This is a genomic window from Streptomyces sp. NPDC050147 (assembly GCF_040660195.1).
Lineage (GTDB): Bacteria > Actinomycetota > Actinomycetes > Streptomycetales > Streptomycetaceae > Streptomyces.
This window is the reverse complement of the sequence record NZ_JBFALJ010000023.1, coordinates 128,898-149,035: the sequence shown is the minus strand read 5'-3', so window position 1 is coordinate 149,035 and position 20,138 is coordinate 128,898. Positions and strand designations below refer to the sequence as shown.

Annotated in this window: 24 protein-coding genes and 1 riboswitch; of the genes, 13 read left to right on the top strand and 11 right to left on the bottom strand. The window is 69.1% G+C overall.

Annotation, left to right across the window (positions count from 1 at the left end; all coding sequences use genetic code 11):
* Window positions 1-10 precede the first annotated feature (10 nt).
* Window positions 11-1,228 (top strand): Cmx/CmrA family chloramphenicol efflux MFS transporter, encoded by a 1,218-nt coding sequence (locus AB0I94_RS30460; protein ID WP_363312904.1) that lies wholly within the window; start codon window positions 11-13, stop codon window positions 1,226-1,228.
* A 70-nt stretch (window positions 1,229-1,298) separates the two neighbouring features.
* On the opposite strand, the gene AB0I94_RS30455 is transcribed toward AB0I94_RS30460, so the two are convergent.
* Both AB0I94_RS30455 and AB0I94_RS30450 read right to left on the bottom strand, forming a co-directional pair.
* Window positions 1,299-1,565: a DUF4031 domain-containing protein gene (locus AB0I94_RS30455; RefSeq protein WP_363312903.1), complete on the bottom strand. Its 267-nt coding sequence runs from the start codon at window positions 1,563-1,565 to the stop codon at window positions 1,299-1,301.
* The gene (locus AB0I94_RS30450; RefSeq protein ID WP_363312902.1) at window positions 1,562-1,918 is read right to left on the bottom strand and encodes a hypothetical protein; all 357 of its coding nucleotides are present in this window, start codon (window positions 1,916-1,918) and stop codon (window positions 1,562-1,564) included. The genes AB0I94_RS30455 and AB0I94_RS30450 overlap by 4 nt, the downstream gene beginning before the upstream one ends.
* A gap of 134 nt (window positions 1,919-2,052) precedes the next feature.
* Here AB0I94_RS30450 and AB0I94_RS30445 point away from each other — a divergent pair, with 134 nt between their 5' ends.
* The 5 genes from AB0I94_RS30445 (at window position 2,053) to AB0I94_RS30425 (ending at window position 7,015) form a co-directional block, all read left to right on the top strand.
* Window positions 2,053-2,976 (top strand): MurR/RpiR family transcriptional regulator, encoded by a 924-nt coding sequence (locus tag AB0I94_RS30445; protein WP_363312901.1) that lies wholly within the window; start codon window positions 2,053-2,055, stop codon window positions 2,974-2,976.
* A gap of 436 nt (window positions 2,977-3,412) precedes the next feature.
* The gene (gene murQ, locus AB0I94_RS30440) at window positions 3,413-4,429 is read left to right on the top strand and encodes an N-acetylmuramic acid 6-phosphate etherase (RefSeq protein WP_363312900.1); all 1,017 of its coding nucleotides are present in this window, start codon (window positions 3,413-3,415) and stop codon (window positions 4,427-4,429) included.
* Between the two features lie 101 nt (window positions 4,430-4,530).
* Window positions 4,531-6,066, top strand: coding sequence for a PTS transporter subunit EIIC (locus tag AB0I94_RS30435; protein WP_363312899.1), 1,536 nt, complete (start codon window positions 4,531-4,533; stop codon window positions 6,064-6,066).
* A gap of 239 nt (window positions 6,067-6,305) precedes the next feature.
* A complete protein-coding gene (locus tag AB0I94_RS30430) occupies window positions 6,306-6,683 on the top strand; it encodes a type II toxin-antitoxin system RelE/ParE family toxin (RefSeq protein WP_363312898.1) in 378 nt (125 codons plus the stop codon).
* On the top strand, window positions 6,680-7,015 hold the full coding sequence (locus AB0I94_RS30425; RefSeq protein WP_363312897.1) for a helix-turn-helix domain-containing protein: 336 nt from the start codon (window positions 6,680-6,682) through the stop codon (window positions 7,013-7,015). The genes AB0I94_RS30430 and AB0I94_RS30425 overlap by 4 nt, the downstream gene beginning before the upstream one ends.
* 11 nt (window positions 7,016-7,026) lie before the next feature.
* Here the strand turns inward: AB0I94_RS30425 and AB0I94_RS30420 are convergent, their stop codons facing one another.
* Window positions 7,027-7,605, bottom strand: a complete 579-nt coding sequence (locus AB0I94_RS30420; protein WP_363312896.1) for a hypothetical protein — start codon at window positions 7,603-7,605, stop codon at window positions 7,027-7,029.
* Between the two features lie 208 nt (window positions 7,606-7,813).
* On the opposite strand from AB0I94_RS30420, the gene AB0I94_RS30415 reads away from it, so the two are divergent.
* On the top strand, window positions 7,814-8,575 hold the full coding sequence (locus AB0I94_RS30415; RefSeq protein ID WP_363312895.1) for a polysaccharide deacetylase family protein: 762 nt from the start codon (window positions 7,814-7,816) through the stop codon (window positions 8,573-8,575).
* Here AB0I94_RS30415 and AB0I94_RS30410 read toward each other — a convergent pair.
* The 4 genes from AB0I94_RS30410 to AB0I94_RS30395 all read right to left on the bottom strand — a co-directional run bounded on the left by AB0I94_RS30410 (window position 8,572) and on the right by AB0I94_RS30395 (window position 9,744).
* A complete protein-coding gene (locus AB0I94_RS30410) occupies window positions 8,572-9,003 on the bottom strand; it encodes a PIN domain-containing protein (RefSeq protein ID WP_363312894.1) in 432 nt (143 codons plus the stop codon). The genes AB0I94_RS30415 and AB0I94_RS30410 overlap by 4 nt on opposite strands.
* A complete protein-coding gene (locus AB0I94_RS30405) occupies window positions 9,000-9,224 on the bottom strand; it encodes a type II toxin-antitoxin system VapB family antitoxin (protein WP_160505754.1) in 225 nt (74 codons plus the stop codon). The genes AB0I94_RS30410 and AB0I94_RS30405 overlap by 4 nt, the downstream gene beginning before the upstream one ends.
* Window positions 9,225-9,310: 86 nt before the next feature.
* A complete protein-coding gene (locus AB0I94_RS30400) occupies window positions 9,311-9,535 on the bottom strand; it encodes a hypothetical protein (protein ID WP_363312893.1) in 225 nt (74 codons plus the stop codon).
* Complete coding sequence (locus tag AB0I94_RS30395; protein WP_363312927.1) at window positions 9,532-9,744, bottom strand: hypothetical protein; 213 nt, start codon at window positions 9,742-9,744, stop codon at window positions 9,532-9,534. Before AB0I94_RS30395 ends, AB0I94_RS30400 begins: the two co-directional genes overlap by 4 nt.
* Window positions 9,745-9,859: 115 nt before the next feature.
* Between AB0I94_RS30395 and AB0I94_RS30390 the strand changes: the two genes are divergently transcribed.
* From AB0I94_RS30390 to AB0I94_RS30370, 5 genes are all read left to right on the top strand, one after another.
* Window positions 9,860-10,702 (top strand): helix-turn-helix transcriptional regulator, encoded by an 843-nt coding sequence (locus AB0I94_RS30390; RefSeq protein ID WP_363312892.1) that lies wholly within the window; start codon window positions 9,860-9,862, stop codon window positions 10,700-10,702.
* The gene (locus tag AB0I94_RS30385; protein ID WP_363312891.1) at window positions 10,683-10,949 is read left to right on the top strand and encodes a DUF397 domain-containing protein; all 267 of its coding nucleotides are present in this window, start codon (window positions 10,683-10,685) and stop codon (window positions 10,947-10,949) included. The genes AB0I94_RS30390 and AB0I94_RS30385 overlap by 20 nt, the downstream gene beginning before the upstream one ends.
* Window positions 10,950-11,173: 224 nt before the next feature.
* Window positions 11,174-12,118, top strand: a complete 945-nt coding sequence (locus AB0I94_RS30380; RefSeq protein WP_363312890.1) for a hypothetical protein — start codon at window positions 11,174-11,176, stop codon at window positions 12,116-12,118.
* Window positions 12,102-12,779: a Uma2 family endonuclease gene (locus AB0I94_RS30375; RefSeq protein ID WP_363312889.1), complete on the top strand. Its 678-nt coding sequence runs from the start codon at window positions 12,102-12,104 to the stop codon at window positions 12,777-12,779. The genes AB0I94_RS30380 and AB0I94_RS30375 overlap by 17 nt, the downstream gene beginning before the upstream one ends.
* Window positions 12,780-13,133: 354 nt before the next feature.
* Window positions 13,134-14,405 carry a hypothetical protein gene (locus AB0I94_RS30370; RefSeq protein ID WP_363312888.1) on the top strand — a complete coding sequence of 424 codons (1,272 nt, stop codon included), beginning with the start codon at window positions 13,134-13,136 and terminating at the stop codon, window positions 14,403-14,405.
* Window positions 14,406-14,512: 107 nt separating this feature from the next.
* Here the strand turns inward: AB0I94_RS30370 and groL are convergent, their stop codons facing one another.
* The 4 genes from groL to thrC all read right to left on the bottom strand — a co-directional run bounded on the left by groL (window position 14,513) and on the right by thrC (window position 18,860).
* Window positions 14,513-16,138 carry a chaperonin GroEL gene (groL, locus tag AB0I94_RS30365; protein ID WP_344520848.1) on the bottom strand — a complete coding sequence of 542 codons (1,626 nt, stop codon included), beginning with the start codon at window positions 16,136-16,138 and terminating at the stop codon, window positions 14,513-14,515.
* Between the two features lie 372 nt (window positions 16,139-16,510).
* Window positions 16,511-16,714, bottom strand: a complete 204-nt coding sequence (locus AB0I94_RS30360) for a cold-shock protein (RefSeq protein ID WP_005315736.1) — start codon at window positions 16,712-16,714, stop codon at window positions 16,511-16,513.
* Window positions 16,715-17,138: 424 nt separating this feature from the next.
* Window positions 17,139-17,414: a MoaD/ThiS family protein gene (locus AB0I94_RS30355; RefSeq protein WP_363312887.1), complete on the bottom strand. Its 276-nt coding sequence runs from the start codon at window positions 17,412-17,414 to the stop codon at window positions 17,139-17,141.
* Window positions 17,415-17,516: 102 nt separating this feature from the next.
* Window positions 17,517-18,860 carry a threonine synthase gene (thrC, locus tag AB0I94_RS30350; RefSeq protein WP_363312886.1) on the bottom strand — a complete coding sequence of 448 codons (1,344 nt, stop codon included), beginning with the start codon at window positions 18,858-18,860 and terminating at the stop codon, window positions 17,517-17,519.
* Window positions 18,854-18,988, bottom strand: a riboswitch (SAM riboswitch). It overlaps the preceding gene by 7 nt.
* A 167-nt stretch (window positions 18,989-19,155) precedes the next feature.
* Between thrC and AB0I94_RS30345 the strand changes: the two genes are divergently transcribed.
* Window positions 19,156-20,100: a glucosyl-3-phosphoglycerate synthase gene (locus AB0I94_RS30345; RefSeq protein WP_363312885.1), complete on the top strand. Its 945-nt coding sequence runs from the start codon at window positions 19,156-19,158 to the stop codon at window positions 20,098-20,100.
* Window positions 20,101-20,138: the final 38 nt, after the last annotated feature.

Below are 20,138 nucleotides of genomic sequence, written 5' to 3'. Positions count from 1 at the left end.
AGGAAAAAGCATGCCCCTGGCCGTCTACATCCTCGGCCTCGCCGTCTTCGCGCTCGGCACGAGCGAGTTCATGCTCTCGGGGCTCCTGCCCCCCATCGCGGACGACATGGACGTCTCCATTCCGCGCGCGGGCCTCCTCATCTCCGCCTTCGCCATCGGCATGGTCGTCGGCGCCCCGCTGCTCGCCGTGGCGACCCTGCGGCTGCCGCGGCGCACGACGCTCATCAGCCTCATCACCGTCTTCGGGCTCGGCCAGGTCGCCGGGGCCCTCGCGCCCACGTACGAGATCCTCTTCGCGTCCCGCGTCGTCAGCGCGTTCGCCTGCGCCGGGTTCTGGGCGGTCGGCGCGGCCGTCGCCATCGCGATGGTGCCGGTCAACCAGCGGGCCCGTGCCATGGCCGTGATGATCGGCGGTCTCTCCATCGCGAACGTGCTGGGCGTCCCCGCGGGCGCGTTCCTCGGCGACAACTTCGGCTGGCGTTCGGCCTTCTGGGCCGTGGGCGCCGCCTCCGCGGTCGCCCTGGTCGGCGTACTGACCCTCATCCCGCGCATCCCGCTCCCGGCCGAGAAGCCGCGCCTGAAGCGGGAGTTGACCATCTACCGCGACCGGCAGGTCTGGCTCGCCATCACGATCACCGCGCTCGCAGCCGGCGGCGTCTTCTGCGCGTTCTCGTACCTCTCGCCGCTCCTGACGGACGTCGCGGGGCTCGACGAGGGGTGGGTGCCGACGGTCCTCGGCCTCTTCGGGCTCGGCGCCCTCATCGGTACGGCGATCGGTGGCCGCGTCGCCGACGCGCACCTCTTCGGCGTCCTGCTCAGCGGCATCACCGCCTCGACGGTCTTCCTCGTCGCCCTCGCGCTCTTCTCCGGCACGGCGGCCGTGGCGATCGCCCTCTCCTTCCTCCTCGGCGTCTCCGCCTTCTACACCGCCCCGGCCCTCAACGCCCGCATGTTCAACGTCGCGGGCGCCGCCCCCACCCTCGCAGGCGCGACCACGACGGCGGCGTTCAACCTCGGCAACACGGGCGGCCCCTGGCTCGGCGGCACGGTGATCGACCTGGACCTGGGCTATGCCTCTACGGCGTGGGCGGGCGCGGCGATGACGGCGGTGGCGATCGGCGCGGTGACGATGTCGCTGCGGCTGCACCGCAGGACACCGAGCCGCGTGGTCTCGGCCTCGGCGGGCGACACCACACTGGCGGACGTCACCATCGACGCGGCCCGCTAGAGGCGGCTCGCCCCGCTCGGATCGACCGGATCAACCGAACCGACCGAGCCGACCGAGCCGACCTGATCGCTTACGCGGGCCTGCCCTTGGGCCGACGCAGCCCCGCCTTCGTGAGCCTGCGCACCAGCTCCTTGGAGCCGATCTCGACCGCGCCCGCGCGCACCGCGTCCTCGTAGCGGTGCGAGGGCAGGTCGTAGTGGTCACGCTCGAAGGCGCGGGCGGGGGCGCCGAGGCCTGCCGCGAACGCGTGCAGTTCCTCGTACGAGACGTCGCTGACCAGGTGCGACCACATGCGGCCGTGGCCGGGCCAGGTCGGCGGGTCTATGTAGACCGTCACGTCAGCCTGCCCACCGGTGCCACGACGACGCCCGCCTTGCCGCACACCCAGTGCGGGTCGGGGCCCAACTCGGGCTCCACTTCCAGGGCGTGCGGATCGCCCGTGCCGCAGACGGAACACAGCGGCCAGCGGCCGTAGCGCTCCAGGAGCGCGTCCTGAACGTCCTGGGCCACGAGCCCCGCGACGTACTCGACGCCCTCGGGCCACTGCTCGACCCACCAGCGGCGGTGCGCCACCGACTCCTCGACCAGCGAGACGACCTCGGCCTGGGCGACCTCGCGGGCCACGAGGTCGGCGAGGACGAGTGCACGAGCGGCGTGCAGCGCCTGCTCCAAGGGGTCGATCGTGTCCATGCAGCCATTGTCCACCCCACACTCGGCCGGCCGAAGTTCTCCCCGGAATCAGGACCGCCAGGGCCCCAAGATCCGTCCGGGACCGGGGCCAAAGGGGTCTTGACCCATCCGGGGTCCGAAAATATCTTTCAAGCGTGACCAATGACGTGAAGGAAATTTTCGCGGGCGCTGCGCCCCCCGCCCCGGCGGCCCTCGCGGCCAAGGTGCGGACCCTCGCGCCGTCCATGACCCGCTCCATGCAACTGGTCGCCGAAGCCGTCGCCGGCGACCCCGCGGGCTGCGCGGCCCTCACGGTCACCGGCCTCGCCGAGCTCACCGGCACCAGCGAGGCCACGGTGGTCCGCACCGCCCGCCTCCTCGGCTACCCCGGCTACCGCGACCTGCGGCTCGCTCTCGCCGGACTCGCCGCCCAGCAACAGTCCGGCCGCGCGCCCGCCGTCACCGCCGACATCGCCGTCGACGACCCGATCGCGGACGTCGTGGCGAAGCTGGCGTACGACGAGCAGCAGACCCTCGCCGACACCGCGGGCGGCCTCGACACCGTCCAGCTCGGCGCCGCGGTCGCCGCGCTCGCCGTCGCCCCACGCACGGAGATCTACGGCGTCGCCGCCTCAGGTCTGGTCGCCCAGGACCTGGCCCAGAAGCTGCTGCGCATCGGCCACATCGCCTTCGCGCACTCCGACCCGCACCTGGCGGTCACGAACGCCGTGACGCTCAAGTCCAAGGACGTGGCGATCGCGATCACGCACTCCGGATCGACCGGTGACGTCATCGAGCCGCTGCGGGTCGCCTTCGAACGCGGGGCGACGACCATCGCGATCACCGGGCGGCCCGGCAGCCCGGTGTCGCAGTACGCGGATCACATACTGACCACCTCCACCGCCCGCGAGAGCGAGCTCAGGCCCGCCGCGATGTCGTCCCGCACGAGCCAGTTGCTCGTCGTGGACTGCCTGTTCGTGGGCGTCGCCCAGCGGACGTACGAGACGGCCGCCCCCGCACTCGCCGCCTCGTACGAAGCGCTCGCGCACCGGCACAGCCCGCGCGGCAGCAACCGCTGACCCCACCGCCTGCCCACCCGAACGTAGGGGCCAGCAGCCCCAGCCCGCGTCCCGCAGCCCGCAGCCCGCAGCCCGCACGGCCAGTACAGGACCGCGGGTCCGTATCCCCCACCCCGCACGAAACGCCCACCGCCGACCTTCCGCCCGGCCAGTACAGGACCGCGGGCCCGTATCCCCCCGCCCCGCACGAAACACCCACCGCCGACCTTCCGCCCGGCCAGTACAGGACCGGTCCCGCATACATCCCCCACCCCGCACGAAACACCCACCGCCGACAGCCCGACGGCCAGTACAGGACCGCGGGCCCGTATCCCCCACCCCGCACGAAACACCCACCGCCGACCTTCCGACCGACCAACCGCCGAGACCGCCCCGCCCCCCGAGGCACCCGGCGACCACCCGCCACCCCCCGCCGCACATGAAAGAGCCGCACCCCATGACCTCCTCCTCCACGGCCGACGCCACCCCCTCCCCCTCTCCGTCCCCCTCCTCCGGCGACGGGGACACGTACGGCGAACTCCGCGCCCAGCTGGACACGCTCACCACCGAGGCGTTCCGGCCCGAGCTCTCCGAGATCGACCGGCTGCCCACCTCGGAGATCGCGAAGATCATGAACGCCGAGGACGCCACCGTCCCCGCGGCCGTCGCCGAGCAGCTCCCGGCGATCGCCGCCGCCATCGACGGCACCGCCGAGCGCATGGCCCGCGGCGGGCGGCTCGTCTACGCGGGGGCGGGGACGGCGGGGCGCCTCGGGGTGCTCGACGCCTCCGAGTGCCCGCCCACCTTCAACACCGACCCGGCCGAGGTCGTCGGCCTCATCGCGGGCGGCCCGAGCGCCATGGTCACGGCGGTCGAGGGCGCGGAGGACAGCAAGGAACTCGCGGCCGAGGACCTGGACGGGCTCGGGCTCACCGCGGACGACGTGGTGGTCGGCGTCTCGGCGTCAGGCCGCACCCCGTACGCGATCGGCGCGGTCGAGCACGCCAAGCGAAAGGGCGCCCTCACCATCGGGCTCTCCTGCAACGCGGACAGCGGTCTCGCCGCAGCCGCCGACCACGGCATCGAGGTCGTCGTCGGCCCCGAACTTCTCACCGGCTCGACGCGCCTGAAGGCGGGCACGGCCCAGAAGCTCGTCCTCAACATGCTGTCGACGATCACGATGATCCGCCTCGGCAAGACCTACGGAAACCTGATGGTGGACGTACGCGCCTCGAACGAGAAGCTGCGCGCCCGCTCGCGCCGGATCGTCTCCCTCGCCACCGGCGCCTCCGACGAGGAGATCGAGGCCGCGCTCGCCGCCACCGACGGGGAGGTGAAGAACGCCATCCTCACCATCCTCGGCGGGGTGGACGGCCCCACGGCCGCCGACCTGCTCACGACATCGGGCGGCCACCTCAGGGCCGCACTGGACACCTCGCGTGCGACTTCGCGTACGACCTCCCGCACCACCTGAGAACCACCTGAGCCCTGAGCCCTGAGCCCTGAGCACCGCCTGACCGCCCCCAGCCGCTGGAAGAACAGCGCCACCCGCACGCACAGCAAGGCACCCCGCACATGGCAACTGACAAGAACCGCGCCACAGCCGCCGCGATCCTCCCCCTCGTCGGCGGCGCCCAGAACGTCACGTCCATCGCCCACTGCATGACGCGCCTGCGCCTGGGCCTCGCCGACCGCTCGCTGGTCGACGACGAGGCCCTGAAGGCGCTGCCCGCCGTGCTGGGCGTGGTCGAGGACGACACGTACCAGATCGTGCTCGGTCCGGGCACGGTCGCCCGCGTCACGCCGGAGTTCGAGGCCTTGGTGGCGGAGGCCGGGTCCGCGGCCCCGACGACGGAATCCGAATCCGAATCCACATGCGAACCCACCCTGACAGCAGATGAGTTGGCGACGCAGGGAGCGGCGATCAAGGAAGCGAGGAAGGCGAAGAACGCCACCCCGTTCAAGCTCTTCCTGCGCCGCATCGCGAACATCTTCGTGCCGCTGATCCCGGCTCTTATCGGCTGCGGCATCATCGCGGGCATCAACGGCCTCCTGATCAACCTGGAGTGGCTGCCGGCCGTCACCCCCGCGCTCGCGGCCATCGCCTCCGGCTTCATGGCGCTGATCGCGGTGTTCGTGGGCTTCAACACGGCGAAGGAGTTCGGCGGTACGCCGATCCTGGGCGGCGCGGTAGCGGCGATCATCGTGTACGCGGGCGTGGCGAACATCGAGGCGTTCGGCCAGAAGCTGTCGCCGGGTCAGGGCGGCGTACTCGGCGCCCTGGGCGCGGCCGTCCTCGCCACCTACGTCGAGAAGTGGTGCAGGCGCTGGGTCCCGGAGGCCCTGGACGTCCTCGTGACTCCCACCGTCACGGTCCTGCTCTCCGGCCTGGTCACGATCTTCGGCCTGATGTTCCTGGCGGGCGAGGTCTCGACGGGCATCGGCACGGCGGCGAACTGGCTCCTGGACAACACGGGCGCGTTCGCGGGCCTGGTCCTGGGCGGCCTGTTCCTCCCCCTCGTCATGCTGGGCCTGCACCAGGCCCTCATCCCCATCCACACCACCCTCATCGAGCAGCAGGGCTTCACGGTCCTGCTCCCCATCCTGGCGATGGCGGGCGCGGGCCAGGTCGGCTGCGCGATCGCCGTCTACAAGCGCCTGCGCCACAACACGTCGATCCGTACGACGATCAAGTCCGCGCTCCCGGCCGGTTTCCTGGGAGTCGGCGAACCCCTCATCTACGGCGTCTCGCTCCCCCTGGGCCGTCCCTTCATCACCGCGTGCGTGGGCGGCGCGGCGGGCGGCGCGTTCGTCGGCTTCTTCTCGATGATCGGCGAAAAGGTGGGCTCCACGGCGATCGGCCCTTCGGGCTGGGCCCTGTTCCCCCTCCTGGACGGCAACAAGGGCCTGGGCCTGACCATCGCCATCTACGGCGGCGGCCTCCTGGTCGGCTACGCGGTGGGCTTCTTCGCGACGTACTTCTTCGGCTTCAGCAGGCAGATGCTGCTGGAACTGAACGTCGACACAACGACTCCGGAGCAGGTCGTCGCGGGCTCCTCCGCCACGACCGCCGAGCCGACGGCTCCGGAGACGGAACCGGCGAGGGTCTAGGGCTCTCGGTCGTACGTTGATGAGTGAGGGGCGGCACCCGACAGGCGCCGCCCCTCAGTCGCCACCCGTCCAGCGGCCGACGAACTCGCCGCGCTCAAGGCCGAGCGCCACCGGCACGACCCCACCATCAGCACAGCCGAACTCCTCGCCGGCCTCTTCGACAACGGCCCAGTCACTCGATCCGGCGAAGCTGAGCCACAGCGGCTAGTATGTCGTCCACGACATAATACGGTTCCCGCATGGCAGCCTTGTACACGATCGAGATGGAGCCGGACGTCCGCGCCTGGCTCGAACTCCTCACGGATCGACATCACCGCAAGGTCGAGGAGTACGCGGAGTTGCTCGCCGACATGGGCGCATCCACACCCATGCCGTTCGCGCGCCCGCTGCGCGACGGGCTGTACGAGCTCCGCCCAACCCTGGACGGACAAGACACGCGCATCACCTACTGGTTCGCTCCAGACCGCCGCATCGTGCTTCTCACGGTCTTCCACAAGACCCGGATACACGAGAAGGATCAGGTCGACCGTGCAGTACGGATCCGTAAGGTGTGCGAGAGCGAGCACGGCCCGGCCCATGTGACGTATGACCGAGCCAAGGACGGAGACGCGAAATGAGCCACACACGCTGGAAGCTGGCCCGTGAGAGGAAGTTCCGCGAGGGATACGCCGAGTCACCCGAGGCCGAAGCCGACCGCGCCGAGATCCGCCTCGCGATGGCCTTCGCGAAAGCCGTGTACGACCGCCGCAAGGAGCTGGGCCTCTCCCAGACCCAGCTAGCCGAGCGCGCGGGCCTCACCCAGGCCAAGATCTCCCGCATCGAAGGCGCGGACGCGGTTCCCACCCTCCCCCTCCTGCGCCGCGTGGCCACCGCCATGAACGCCTCGCTGAACATCGCCCTGGACGCCGACCACGAAGAGGTCAGGTTCACTGCTCTCCCCGCGGCTTGACCCCCAGCGGATCACAAGCCTTCCGGGTCCACCGCTCCCCCGGCCGCCTTCCGCAGAAACCGCACCAGGTCATCCACGTCGTACCCAAGCTCCGGACCCCGCTCGGCGGCCATCAGGAGCAACTGGCCCACGATCTCCGCACCCCAGCCGTCCGTACCGTCCGAAGACCATTCCCACAGCTTCTCGATGCCCAGGTCCGTCATGAGAAGCCCATGCTCGGCACGGATCTCGGCACACAGCTCACCCACCGCGTCCAGCAAGGTCGCCCCCGGACGCTCACAACGCAGCCCGAAGTATCCGCCGAAGCGCTCGGCGGTGCACCCCTCGGGCGGGTCGGCCGCGATTGCCGCATAGCGCGGATCGTCGGAATCACCCCGCCCCACAGGACAGTGGATGAGTTTGAACCGCTGCCACCCCGATGGCAATGGAGGAGGGGGCCGGTAAGCGGTCAGCCCGAACGCCTCGTGCGCGAGAGCACCGGCCTCGTCATACGTCTCCGCTCTCACCGTGACGGTCCTGTCTCCGTCGTCCGCCACAGCTGTCCACTGCCCCGTACTCGCATCTCGCGCGAAGCGGATCGATAGCGCCATGACCCGACGGTCTCACCTGCCACTGACAACTCCCGTGCCCGACACTGCCGTCCCTTTCCCGGGAGGAGTTGTCCGCGGACTCCCCCGGAATTGTCCTTGATCGGTAACGGACGCGCCCCCGGTGCATCCTCCGGCCGCCGGACCTCGTCCTGCCAGGTGGCCGCGAGTCACCGGGCGCGGCGAGGGACCGGATGGCAAAGGGGCGGACATGGCGCGGCACAGCGGCGGGCGGGGTTGGTACAGCAAGTTGATCGGGGCCGCACTCGGGGTGACGATGCTCGCCACCGGCGCAGGGGTGTGGAGCGCCCAGGCCGGTACCTCGGAGGGCTCCTCACCGGCAGCGAAGAAGCCCAGCGCCGTCAAGCCGGTCTCCAAGACCATCGCGCACGCCTCGGAGAAGGGGAAGCGCGGCGTCAACATCACCATCGACGACGGCCCCGACCCCAAGTGGACCCCTCAAATGCTCGACCTGCTGCGGCAGTACGACGTGAAGGCCACGTTCTGCATGGTCGGTACGCAGGCGCAGGCGCACCCCGACATCGTGAAGAAGGTCGTCGCGGACGGGCACCGCCTCTGTGACCACACGGTGTCCCACAACACCGCCATGGACAAGGACACCCAGGCCTACCAGTCCCAGCAGATCCTCGACGCCGAACGCATGATCACGAAGGCGTCCGGCGGCGTCCGGCCGATGTACTACCGCGCCCCCGGCGGCGCCTTCACCCCCTACAGCCGCAAGCTCGCCGCCGACCGGGGCATGCGCCCCCTCGGCTGGAACGTCGACACCAAGGACTTCGAGCGCCCGGGCACGGACGCCATCGTCGCCACCGTCGAGCGGGAGCTCCCCAACGGGCCGACACTCCTCTTCCACGACGCCGGCGGCGACCGCACCCAGACCGTCGAAGCCCTGCGCACGCTCCTCCCCCAACTCAAGGAGCAGGGTTACACCTTCGGCTTCCCGGTGCGCTAACCCCTCCGGTCCCCCAGGGGGCCCTCTCGCACATTGCGCTGACGCAACTCCACGGCGAACCGCTCAGCCGTCACGAAGTCGTTGTCGTCGTGCAGGAGGATGAGGCCGTGGTGGGCGGCGGTGGCGCAGATCTGCAGGTCGACAGCGGAAAGGGCGTGGTGCGCACCCTTCTCAGCGGCGCGTAGCTGCACTCCCTCCACCCGTCGGGCTGCTCCCTTGGGCACGGACACGTCCTCGTAGATGTCCGTGAACATAGAGCTGTACTCCTCGTACTCCCTGAGGTTCCGCGCCGAGCACCTGAATTCCGTACGTTGCGGATAGCAGGAACGCACCAGGCCATCCATGAGCGCCGGGTGCCACGCCGCGTAAAGGTCCTTGTCGCGCAGCAGTCGCCACAGTGCCGAAGAGTCCAGGAGGTAGCCGTTCACCTACGGAATGCCTCCTTCTCAGCGCGATGCGCCGCCTCAGCAGCCTCAAGATCCCAGTCCTGGGCGAGCTCGAAGTACTTGTCCAGAGCCGCCGCCCGCTCCAGCCGCTTGTTGTACTCCTCCAGCGCGTGCGCCACCGCAGCCGTCTTCGTCTTGTGGCCGCCAAGTCGCTTGGCCGTCTCCACTGCCTCGTCGTCGATCTCGATGTGTGTCAGCGACATCCCGATCACCCGTTCTGTACATGGAGGGCCCGAATCTGGCTCTTCGAGTGTACAAATCATGGCCGTCGCCTGCCTCCGCGATCCGCTCATGGCAACCGCCTCTCCCGGTTGAGCCGCCGCACCCTCTCCCGCAGCACCTCACCCGGCGGTGCCTCGCCGAGGGACTCGGGCGGGCAGTGCCACTCCCGTCCTCCGCCGAGCGGCCTGAGATGGACGAGCCCGCCCTCGCACCCCATGACCTGCCCGACGCTGCCGTCCCTGAAGTCGACGGCGTACGTCCCGGCCTCCGGGACGGTCGGGTCGCCGTTCACCGCGCGCCCTCCAGTACGGCGGCAAGACGCAACGCCGTGTCGAGATTGCAGCGCCCCAACTCCACCAGCGGCAACGCGCCTTCTGCCGCCGCCGTCAACGGGTCCATCCGCAGGGACGGCAGCGTGACGCCGACTTCTTCGAGCCCGGCTCTCAACTGCCGTACGGCCTCCTCCACCGCCCGCACCCGTTCCTCCGCCGTCAGCACCATGACCTCCGCCTCAGCCACCGAGTGTTGCTTTTTCCTCACTAAGCGTGTCCGCCGCTGCGTAGCCTGAGAAGCAATCACGTCCCAACAAACCCGCCTGTTGGATGAGGAGTCGCCCATGACCCGCCGCAAGGACCTCGACCCCTCATCGAACCCCCGCGCCCTCCTCGGCTGCGAACTCCGCCACGCACGGGAGCGGAAGGGGATCAGCCAGGAGGCCCTCGGCGCGCCGCTGTTCGTCAGCGGTTCGTTCATCGGGCAGCTGGAGGCGGGTACGCGGCGGATGCATCTGGAGTACGCGGCGCACTTCGACGAGGTGCTGGATACGGGGGGCTTCTTCGCCCGGAATTGCAAGGCCGTGGCCAAGTCGAAGTACCCGGATCACTTCGCGGAGGCGGCTGAGGCGGAGGCGGTTGCTACGGCGATCAAGGAGTACGCGCCGCAGCTGATTCCGGGGCTACTACAGACCGAGGCGTACGCGCGGGCCGTGTTCTGCGACGGCCGCCCCACCGCGACGGATGCCGAGATCGACGAGTTGGTGGCTGCTCGACTGGAGCGGGCGCATCTGCTCGACAATCCAACAACGCCCCTGTTGTGGACTGTCCTTGACGAGGCTGTGCTGCGCCGGGAGGTGGGGGGACCTGCCGTGATGGCCGAAGTCCTGCGCCGCGTCGCGGGACTGGGGCGCAAGCGTCGGGTCATCGTGCAGGTACTGACGTTCGCGGCAGGTGGGCACATGGCAATGGGAGGCTCTCTCAAGCTGATGAGCTGCGAGAACGCACCCCCGCTCGCCTACCTGGAAAGCTTCGGGACAGGGCGGCTTGAGGACGACCCGGCCACCGTCGCCCAGTACGAACTGGCTCACGATCTAATCGCGGCCAGCGCCCTCTCACCGCGAGATTCCCTGGCCCTGATTGAGTCCGTGGCAGAGGATTACTCGCATGAAGAGCAACGGCCCTGAGTACGACCTGAGCGACGCCTCGTGGCACAGGTCCAGTTATAGCGACGCAAGCGGCGGCAACTGCCTGGAGATGGCCCGCTGGCGCAAGTCCACGTACAGCGGCGGCGAGGGCGGGAACTGCCTCGAAGTAGCCGACGGGCACCCGCACATCGTCCCCGTCCGCGACTCCAAGAACCCCACCGGCCCGAAGCTCGTGTTCCGGGCCCAAAGCTGGTCCGAGTTCATCGCGAACCTCAAGGACAACTGACCCCGAGGCTCAAGCCACAAGCGCCGAGCCCTCTTTCCGAGGAACGGGGGGTGGGCCTCAACCCACCCTCCCTCCCCGCGAGTTGGCACAGCCGATCACTTTCGGGCTTCGACTTGCCACGCAACGTGACGACGCTCTAGCGTGCCCGAATAACGAACAACCCCCGCCCGGTGCTGAGAACACCTGCGGGGGTTTAACCATCACGATCGAGAAGAGTTCGATCCATGGCTGACGCCAAGCTTAGTGGCGCCTTCCGCCCTGCGCACGCAGACCCGCACCCCATGGCCAATCCGGGCTACGGAAAACGTTCGGCGCCCGAACAACTCCCCCGCACAAACGACGACTTCACCCACCTCCCGCCCCGCGAAGGGGCCATCGCAGCCAGCCTCGACCGCCTCCCCGACGGCGCGGACATCTCCGTAAAGACCCTGGCCAAGCACCTCCCGTACGGCCAGTGCGCCCTCCGCACCGCCCTCAACAGGCTCCAGGAGGCAGGCCACTTGAGGCGCGGCAGGGAACACGCGCACGGAAGCGGCAGCGCCCGCTGGGTCACTCGAACGTGGTTTTCGCGCACCGCGCGGGACGACACCTGGTGGGCGGCCTTCACGCGCGGCGACGTACCGGAACCGCACACGAGCGGCCCGCGACGCCCCACCCGCAGCCGCGCGTTCATCCTCCTCGCAGCCCTTGGCCGAACGGCCCCCGCTCTCTCCCTCTCGTACACCGACTGCATCGCCCTCGAACCCCAACTCACCGAGTGGTTCACACGAGGCGCCACGGAGCCGGACATCCTCCGCGCCCTGACCGCAGGGCTCCCCACCCCGGTCCACAGCCCGGCAGCCCTCGTCCGCAGCCGCCTCACCACCAAGCTCCCCCCGGAGCCGGCGCCCCGCCCCGTACTCCGCGTACTGGAGTGTGGAAGATGCGGCACCCCCGGCCGCCCCGAGGCCCTGCCCGGCGGCGTCTGCGGCCCGTGCCAGGGCGAATCCGGTCCCGCGCCTCGCCCGGCCCCGTTGCCACCCGAAGCCGTCCACACCCACGCGGCGGCAGCACGCGCCGCAGCCACCGGCCCACACGAATGGACACCGCATGAGCGCTCCAACGGTCCGACAACACACAGCCGGGGCACGATGGAGGGGAGGAGGCACCACCATGACCCCTGGCACTGATGAACGCCCGCAGATGTCCGTCGAGGAATTCGAGGAGCTGGACCGCCGGGCCCCGGAGACCGTGACCCTCGAATTTCTCGACGGCAGGGTGTCCGTCAAGCACGGCCCGATCGATGTCGAGGATTTCGAGGAGCTCGCCCGTATGGCCCCCGAGACGGTCACGCTCGAACTCATCAACGGAAAGCTAGAGGTCAAGCCCGTGCCGGACCAGCTCCACGGGGCCATCGTCATGTGGCTGCTGCGGCAGTGCATGCAGCAGCGGCCCGAGCTGGCCCTGTACCCGGAGCAGGGGCTCAGGGTTCCGACCTACCGCCAGGGGCGGGTCAAGGCAGATGGCGCTCTGGCACCGGTGGACCACTTCATCGGCCAGGAAGGCGAATGGGCGTCTCCCGACGGTGTCCTGATGACCGTCGAGGTCACATCCCACGACCGCGACACCGACCGCCGAGACCGCCAGGAGAAGCCCCGCGCCTACGCGTACGTCGGCATCCCCGTCTACCTGCTCATCGACCGCGACAACGACACCATCGTCGTGTACAGCTCCCCCGAGAACGGCGTCTACCAAAACCGCCGCCGCTACCACTACGGCTCCACCATCCGGATCCCCGCCCCCGTAGCCATCACCCTCGAAACCGAAAAGCTGAAGGACTACGCCGACTGATCCGGCCTCCTCCCCCGGGTCCTCTTCGCGACATACTTCCGCCGCCTCAGCCCCCCGATGCCGACCGAGCCGCACGTCGACATGGCCGACACGCCACCGGTGGTCAAGGACCCCCCGGCGGCACCCGCACGAGCCACCCCCGGTCGGGGCCCCGGCCCCCGAACCGGCAAGAGCCCGCAGCCCTTTAAGCACCGGACAAACCGGCCATCTCACCCGTGTCCGAAAGGCCCCCGCTCCCCCTGCGGAAAGCCGCGATCCCCTACCGGCGGCTACCCGACGTATCGAAGATGACACTGAACGTCATCGGCACCCACGCGTACGTCATCGAAGCCGCACAACCGGAGGGGACCCTTCATGACCAAGCCCAACGACCCCAACGAGCCCGGCGGGACCAGCGGGACCAGCGAACAGCAGATCGCCGAAGCCTTCGGCGCCGCCGCCCACATCACCCTGGCCCCCGGCCCCCGGGAAGCCAGGGAAGCCCCCGCAGCCGCGCCCACGCCCGACCAGGAGTGGACCCTGCCCGGTGGCATGGCCTGGGTGTACCTCGCCAACTCCAAGCACGGGCTCGCCAAGCCGGTGATCATCGGCGACGGCTTCAACTCCGGGCCCAGCGAGCTCGACTTCTCGTGGGAGATCATGGAGCGGGGCCCGTACCCGTTCATCAGCGAGCTGCGGCAGCGCGGATACGACGTCATCCTGCTCGGCTTCGACGAGCGCAGCGCCTCGATCCTGGACAACGCCAAGGTCGTCAGGTCCGCCGTCCTGGAAGCGATCGCGCGGCGCCTCGGTGACCACCCGCTGACCGTCGGCGGCTTCAGCATGGGCGGTCTGGTCGCGCGGTACGCGCTGGCCAAGATGGAGTACGAGAAGACCGACCACCAGACCGCGCTCTACTTCTCCTTCGACAGCCCGCACCGCGGCGCCTGGATCCCCATCGCGCTCCAGTCGTTCGCGCACTACATCCGGCGGCTCAACGCGGCGTTCTCGAACCAGATGAACAGCCCGGCCGCGCGCCAGCTCCTGTGGCAGCACATCTCCGAGTGGGACGACACCCCCGAGACCGACAAGGAGCGCATCGAGTTCCTCGCCGAGCTTGAGCGGGTCGGCGGCTGGCCGAACCGCCCGAAGAAGATCGGCGTCGCCAACGGTGTACGCACAGGCGTGCGCAACGGCATCGCCCCCGGCGAGCAGGCGTTCCGCGGCAAGGGCCTGGCCATCACCGGCACCCACCTCTACACGCAGCCCGCGGGCGAGGAGAAGCTCGTCGCGCAGCTACGGGTGGTGACCCTGCGCAAGCCGCAGATCCACACCTCGGGCATGCCCGAGATCGACGGCGCGCCCGGCGGCACCCTGGAGGGCTTCGGCATCCTCGCCGACGAGCTCAACAAGATCCCCGCCATCATCGGCCTCGGCTCCGAGGCCGAGATCCGCGAGCACTGCTTCGTACCCGCCGTCAGCGCGGTCGCCCTGCGCGACATCGACACCCAGGAGAAACTGGGCGACCCGTTCCCGGAGAGTTCCGAGGACAGCGAACTGGACGAGTACCTCTGCGCCACCCACAACGAGGGCCACACCCGGGTCACAGAGGAACTCTGCGTCTGGATCATGGACCGGCTGCCGTAACGCCCGCCCCGCAGACGCGAAAACGCCCGAGGGCGGCACCCCTTCGTGAGAAGGAGTGCCGCCCTCGGTTCGCGTTAGCGATGAACTGCTGATCAACCAGAGGTCGATCAGAAGTCCATGTCACCGCCCGGCATGCCGCCGCCGGCCGGGGCAGCGCCCGCCTTCTCCGGCTTGTCGGCGATGACGGCCTCGGTGGTGAGGAACAGCGCGGCGATGGACGCGGCGTTCTGCAGGGCAGAGCGCGTGACCTTCGCCGGGTCGAGGATGCCCTCGGCGATCATGTCGACGTACTCACCGGTCGCGGCGTTCAGGCCGTGGCCGATGGGCAGGTTGCGCACCTTCTCGACGATGACGCCACCCTCGAGGCCGGCGTTGACCGCGATCTGCTTCAGCGGGGCCTCCAGGGCCAGCTTCACAGCGGCGGCACCGGTGGCCTCGTCGCCCTCGAGCTCAAGCTTCTCGAAGACAGAGGCGGCCTGGATGAGGGCCACGCCACCACCGGCGACGATGCCCTCTTCGACGGCCGCCTTCGCGTTGCGAACGGCGTCCTCGATGCGGTGCTTGCGCTCCTTGAGCTCGACCTCGGTCGCGGCACCGGCCTTGATGACCGCAACACCGCCGGCGAGCTTCGCCAGGCGCTCCTGCAGCTTCTCGCGGTCGTAGTCGCTGTCCGAGTTCTCGATCTCGGCGCGGATCTGGTTGACGCGACCCTGGACCTGGTCGCTCTCACCGGAGCCGTCGACGATCGTGGTCTCGTCCTTGGTGATGACGACCTTGCGGGCACGGCCGAGCAGGTCGAGACCGGCGTTCTCCAGCTTGAGGCCGACCTCCTCGGAGATGACGGTGCCACCGGTGAGGATGGCGATGTCGCCGAGCATGGCCTTGCGGCGGTCACCGAAGCCCGGGGCCTTGACGGCGACGGACTTGAACGTGCCACGGATCTTGTTGACGACCAGGGTCGACAGGGCCTCGCCCTCGACGTCCTCGGCGATGATCAGCAGCGGCTTGCCGGACTGCATGACCTTCTCGAGGAGCGGAAGGAGGTCCTTCACGTTCGAGATCTTCGAGTTGACGATCAGGATGTACGGGTCGTCGAGCGACGCCTCCATACGCTCCATGTCGGTGGCGAAGTACGCCGAGATGTAGCCCTTGTCGAAGCGCATGCCCTCGGTGAGCTCAAGCTCGAGCCCGAAGGTCTGCGACTCCTCGACGGTGATGACGCCTTCCTTGCCGACCTTGTCCATCGCCTCGGCGATGAGCTCGCCGATCTGGGTGTCGGCGGCGGAGATGGAGGCCGTGGAAGCGATCTGCTCCTTGGTCTCCACGTCGACGGCCTGCTCGAGCAGAGCGCCCGAGACGGCCTCGACGGCCTTCTCGATGCCACGCTTGAGGGCCATCGGGTTGGCGCCGGCGGCTACGTTACGCAGGCCCTCGCGGACCAGCGCCTGGGCCAGGACGGTCGCGGTCGTCGTGCCGTCACCGGCGACGTCGTCCGTCTTCTTCGCGACCTCCTTGACCAGCTCGGCGCCGATCTTCTCGTACGGGTCCTCGAGCTCGATCTCCTTGGCGATGGAAACACCATCGTTGGTGATCGTGGGGGCGCCCCACTTCTTCTCGAGGACGACGTTGCGACCCTTGGGGCCCAGGGTCACCTTGACGGCGTCGGCGAGCTGGTTCATGCCGCGCTCGAGGCCGCGCCGTGCCTCCTCGTCGAACGCGATGATCTTGGCCATGTGAAGTGGTCCTCCCGGACAGGGGTGGCATGCTTCCGGATCGCGCCAGCGCCCGCGACGGACGGCCTGCAAACCTTGTGGTTCCTTGCCCCACCCGGCCTGCGGGCCTCACCGACCCGATCCAAGTTCTGTCACTCTCACTGGGAGAGTGCTAAGCCCAATGATTAGCACTCGACCCCTGCGAGTGCAAGCGCCTCTCACGGATACCCGACGTACGAGGGGGCGCGCGGCCAGCGGTGTGCGGCGGGGGCGCACGGCGGGACGTGGGGCGGTACGTGCGGCGGACGTGCGGCGACACACGAGGGACCCGCACCCCTGTCGGGATGCGGGCCCCTCGTCACTCGCTAAGTTCGCTGGCCGATCGCGCCGAGATCAGACGGCGAGCTTGACCATGTCCGCCTGCGGACCCTTCTGGCCCTGCGAGATCTCGAACTCCACTCGCTGACCTTCTTCAAGGGTGCGGTAGCCGTCCATCTGAATCGCGCTGTAGTGGACGAAAACATCCGCACCACCGTCGACCGCGATGAAGCCGTACCCCTTCTCCGCGTTGAACCACTTGACGGTGCCCTGAGCCATGCCTAACTCCCCTATTACTGGCCCTTGCACGGACCCGCACTTCGCGGACCCGGGTCAGACCTCACCCCCCCAATGGGTTGTGGAGGCGTGCGCCGGAACGCGTCGACCGCGGCTGAATGTATCTGTCCAACTGCCCTCTGCAACAGGTCAATCGGACGAGAATTCTGGGCACGCCTGAACGGTGATATGCGGAGAATTCGCCGGAGTTCAGGGCAAGTCGGGCCAGACAAATGCCACGGGAAGGGCAAATGGGCAGTGCACATTGGCTACTTCTTGTCGCCCTCAGGGCGACTTCGTATATGCGCTGGGCACAAACGGGGAAGCTCGCTTCCCAACTGTACCGCGCTCAACCACATGGAATTGCCCCCTCCGTTTCTCTCGCGGAGGGGGCAATCGCCATTACGCAGGGTGTTTCTGTAAAGGATCAGCCACCCGCGACGGCGGGGATGATCGAGACCCCGGCACCGTCCGGCGTGGCCGTCTCAAGACCCTGCTCGAAGCGGACGTCGTCGTCGTTCACGTAGACGTTCACGAAGCGCCGCAGCTTGCCCTGGTCGTCCAGGACACGCGCCGCGATACCGGCGTGCTTGGCCTCCAGGTCGGCGATGACCTCGGAGAGGGTCGCCCCCTCGGCGGCGACCTCGGACTCACCGCCGGTGTAGGTGCGGAGAATGGTGGGGATGCGGACGTTTACGCTCATGGATTCACCTCGGGGTGCGTGGGGCCCCTTCAGGGGCGCGGGGAACTGCGCGACCAGCCACGACGGTCCGCAGGCGGAGAGAAGGCTCAGGCCCTACGGCGGTTAACCGGCGAGCCCCGCGGCGCGGAACGCCTCAAGGCTGGGGCGAATGGTGGCGGTGGCCTGCGAAGTCTCAGCGACAGCGTCAAGCGTCTTGAGACCGTCACCCGTGTTCAGGACCACCGTGGTCAAGGCGGGGTCGATGAGCCCCGCCTCAAGCAACTTCTTCGTGACGCCCACCGTCACACCACCGGCGGTCTCCGCGAAGATCCCCTCGGTCCGGGCGAGCAGCTTGATCGCGTCCACGACCTGCTCGTCGTTCACGTCCTCCACCGCGCCGCCCGTGCGGCGCGCGATGTCCAGGACGTACGGCCCGTCGGCGGGGTTGCCGATGGCCAGCGACTTGGCGATGGTGTTCGGCTTCTGGGGGCGTACGACGTCGTGGCCGGCCTTGAAGGCGGTGGACACCGGCGAGCACCCTTCCGCCTGCGCGCCGAAGATCTTGTAGGGCTTGTCCTCCACGAGGCCGAGCGCGATGAGCTCCTTCAGCCCCTTGTCGATCTTCGTGAGCTGCGAACCCGAGGCGATCGGAATGACCAGCTGGTCGGGGAGGACCCACCCCAGCTGCTCGCAGATCTCGTACGCGAGGGTCTTGGAGCCCTCGCCGTAGTACGGCCGCAGGTTCACGTTGACGAAGCCCCAGCCCTCGCCCAGCGGGTCACCGATGAGCTCGGAGCAGAAGCGGTTCACGTCGTCGTAGTTGCCCTCGATGCCGACGAGTTCGCCGCCGTAGACCGCGGCCATGACGACCTTGCCCTGCTCCAGGTCGTGCGGGATGAACACGCAGGAGCGGAAGCCGGCGCGGGCCGCGGCGGCGCCGACGGCGCCCGCGAGGTTGCCGGTGGAGGAGCAGGAGAGCGTGGTGAAGCCGAACGCGCGCGCCGCCTCGATGGCCTGCGCGACGACGCGGTCCTTGAAGGAGTGCGTCGGGTTACCGGAGTCGTCCTTGACGAACAGCTTGCCCTGCTCGACGCCGAGTTCACGCGCGAGGTTGTCGGCCTTGACGAGCTTGGTCCAGCCGGGGTTGATGTTCGGCTTCTCTGCGACGTTCGCCGGGACGGGCAGCAGCGGGGCGTAGCGCCAGATGTTGTCGGGGCCGGACTCGATCTGCTTCCTCAGCGCCTCGGGGTCACCGGTCGGCAGGTCGTACGCGACTTCGAGCGGGCCGAAACAGGCCTCGCAGGCGAAGATCGGGCCGAGGGCGTACAGCTCGCCGCACTCGCGGCAGGAGAGGCCCGATGCGGGGCCGAGATCCACGGATCCCCGGTCAGCAGCCGAGGTGGAGGGGGTGGTGTCGATCGTTTCGACAGTCTGCGCAGCCATGGAGGCGAGGCCCTTTCTCCTCATCTTCCCCGCGACGCATCTCGCCGCGAGACGGAATTGGCACCTTCCCCACCGAGACCTCGCGTGCGCGGTCGGCGGGATGGTTGCCGGGGCTTCAACGGGCCGTATCCCTCTGCCCCTCTGGATGAGCGGTATGGCGCCCGGGCTTCAGGGGCCCGGGGCATTTGTCGCGCGACGACCCCGGCATGCGATGGTCATCGGCGTTGTTCAAGACTGTAACCGACGGCCTGGACCCTTGAGATAGTCGTCCGAACCGCGAGATGGATCACATGTAGGCCACACACAGGAGGAGCCACCCGTGCTGGAAGAGGCCGAGCGCTGGCTGACCAGGCGTTCCTGGTCCGTTGCCGACCGTCCCCTCAGCGCACTCGTCGCCGCGAAGCGGGCGTCGGGGGCCTCGGTGAGTGTGGTCCTGCCCGCGCTGGACGAGGAGGGGACGGTCGGCGAGATCGTCGCCGAGATACGCCGCGAGCTGGTGGAGAAGACCTCGCTCGTCGACGAGCTCGTGGTGATCGACTCCGGTTCGCGCGACCGTACGGCCGAGGTCGCCCGGAAGGCGGGCGCGCGGGTCGTGCACCGGGACGTGATCCTGCCGCGCATCCCGGCCCTGCCCGGCAAGGGCGAGGTCATGTGGCGCTCGCTCCTGGTGACCGGCGGTGACATCGTCGCGTTCGTGGACGCGGACCTGAAGGAGTTCTCGGCGGACTTCGTCACCGGGATCGTGGGCCCGCTGCTGACCGAGCCCGACGTGGACCTCGTGAAGGCGATGTACGACCGCCCCCTGGGAGAGAGCGCGGGGCAGGGCGGCCGGGTCACCGAGTTGATGGCGCGTCCGCTGCTCAACATGCACTGGCCCCAACTGGCGGGCTTCGTCCAGCCGTTGGGCGGCGAGTACGCGGCGCGCAGGTCCCTCCTGGAGCGGCTGCCGTTCCCCGTCGGCTACGGGGTGGAGCTGGGGCTGCTCGTCGACGCGCTGCACACCGTGGGCCTCGACGCGCTGGCGCAGGTCGATGTCGGTGTGCGCAAGCACCGGCACCAGGACGGGCAGGCGCTCGGCCGGATGGCGGCGGCGATCTACCGGACGGCCCAGTTGCGGCTCGCGCGCGGCCATCTCGTACGGCCCGAGCTCACGCAGTTCGAACGGGGCGAGCAGGGGTTCGAGCCGCGGACCCATTCGGTGGACACGGAGGAGCGCCCACCGATGCGCGGCATCGCGGAGTACACGGCCCGCCGCGTGGCGTAACCGCCCCAAGCCGGGCATTTTGTCTACATTCCCCACTT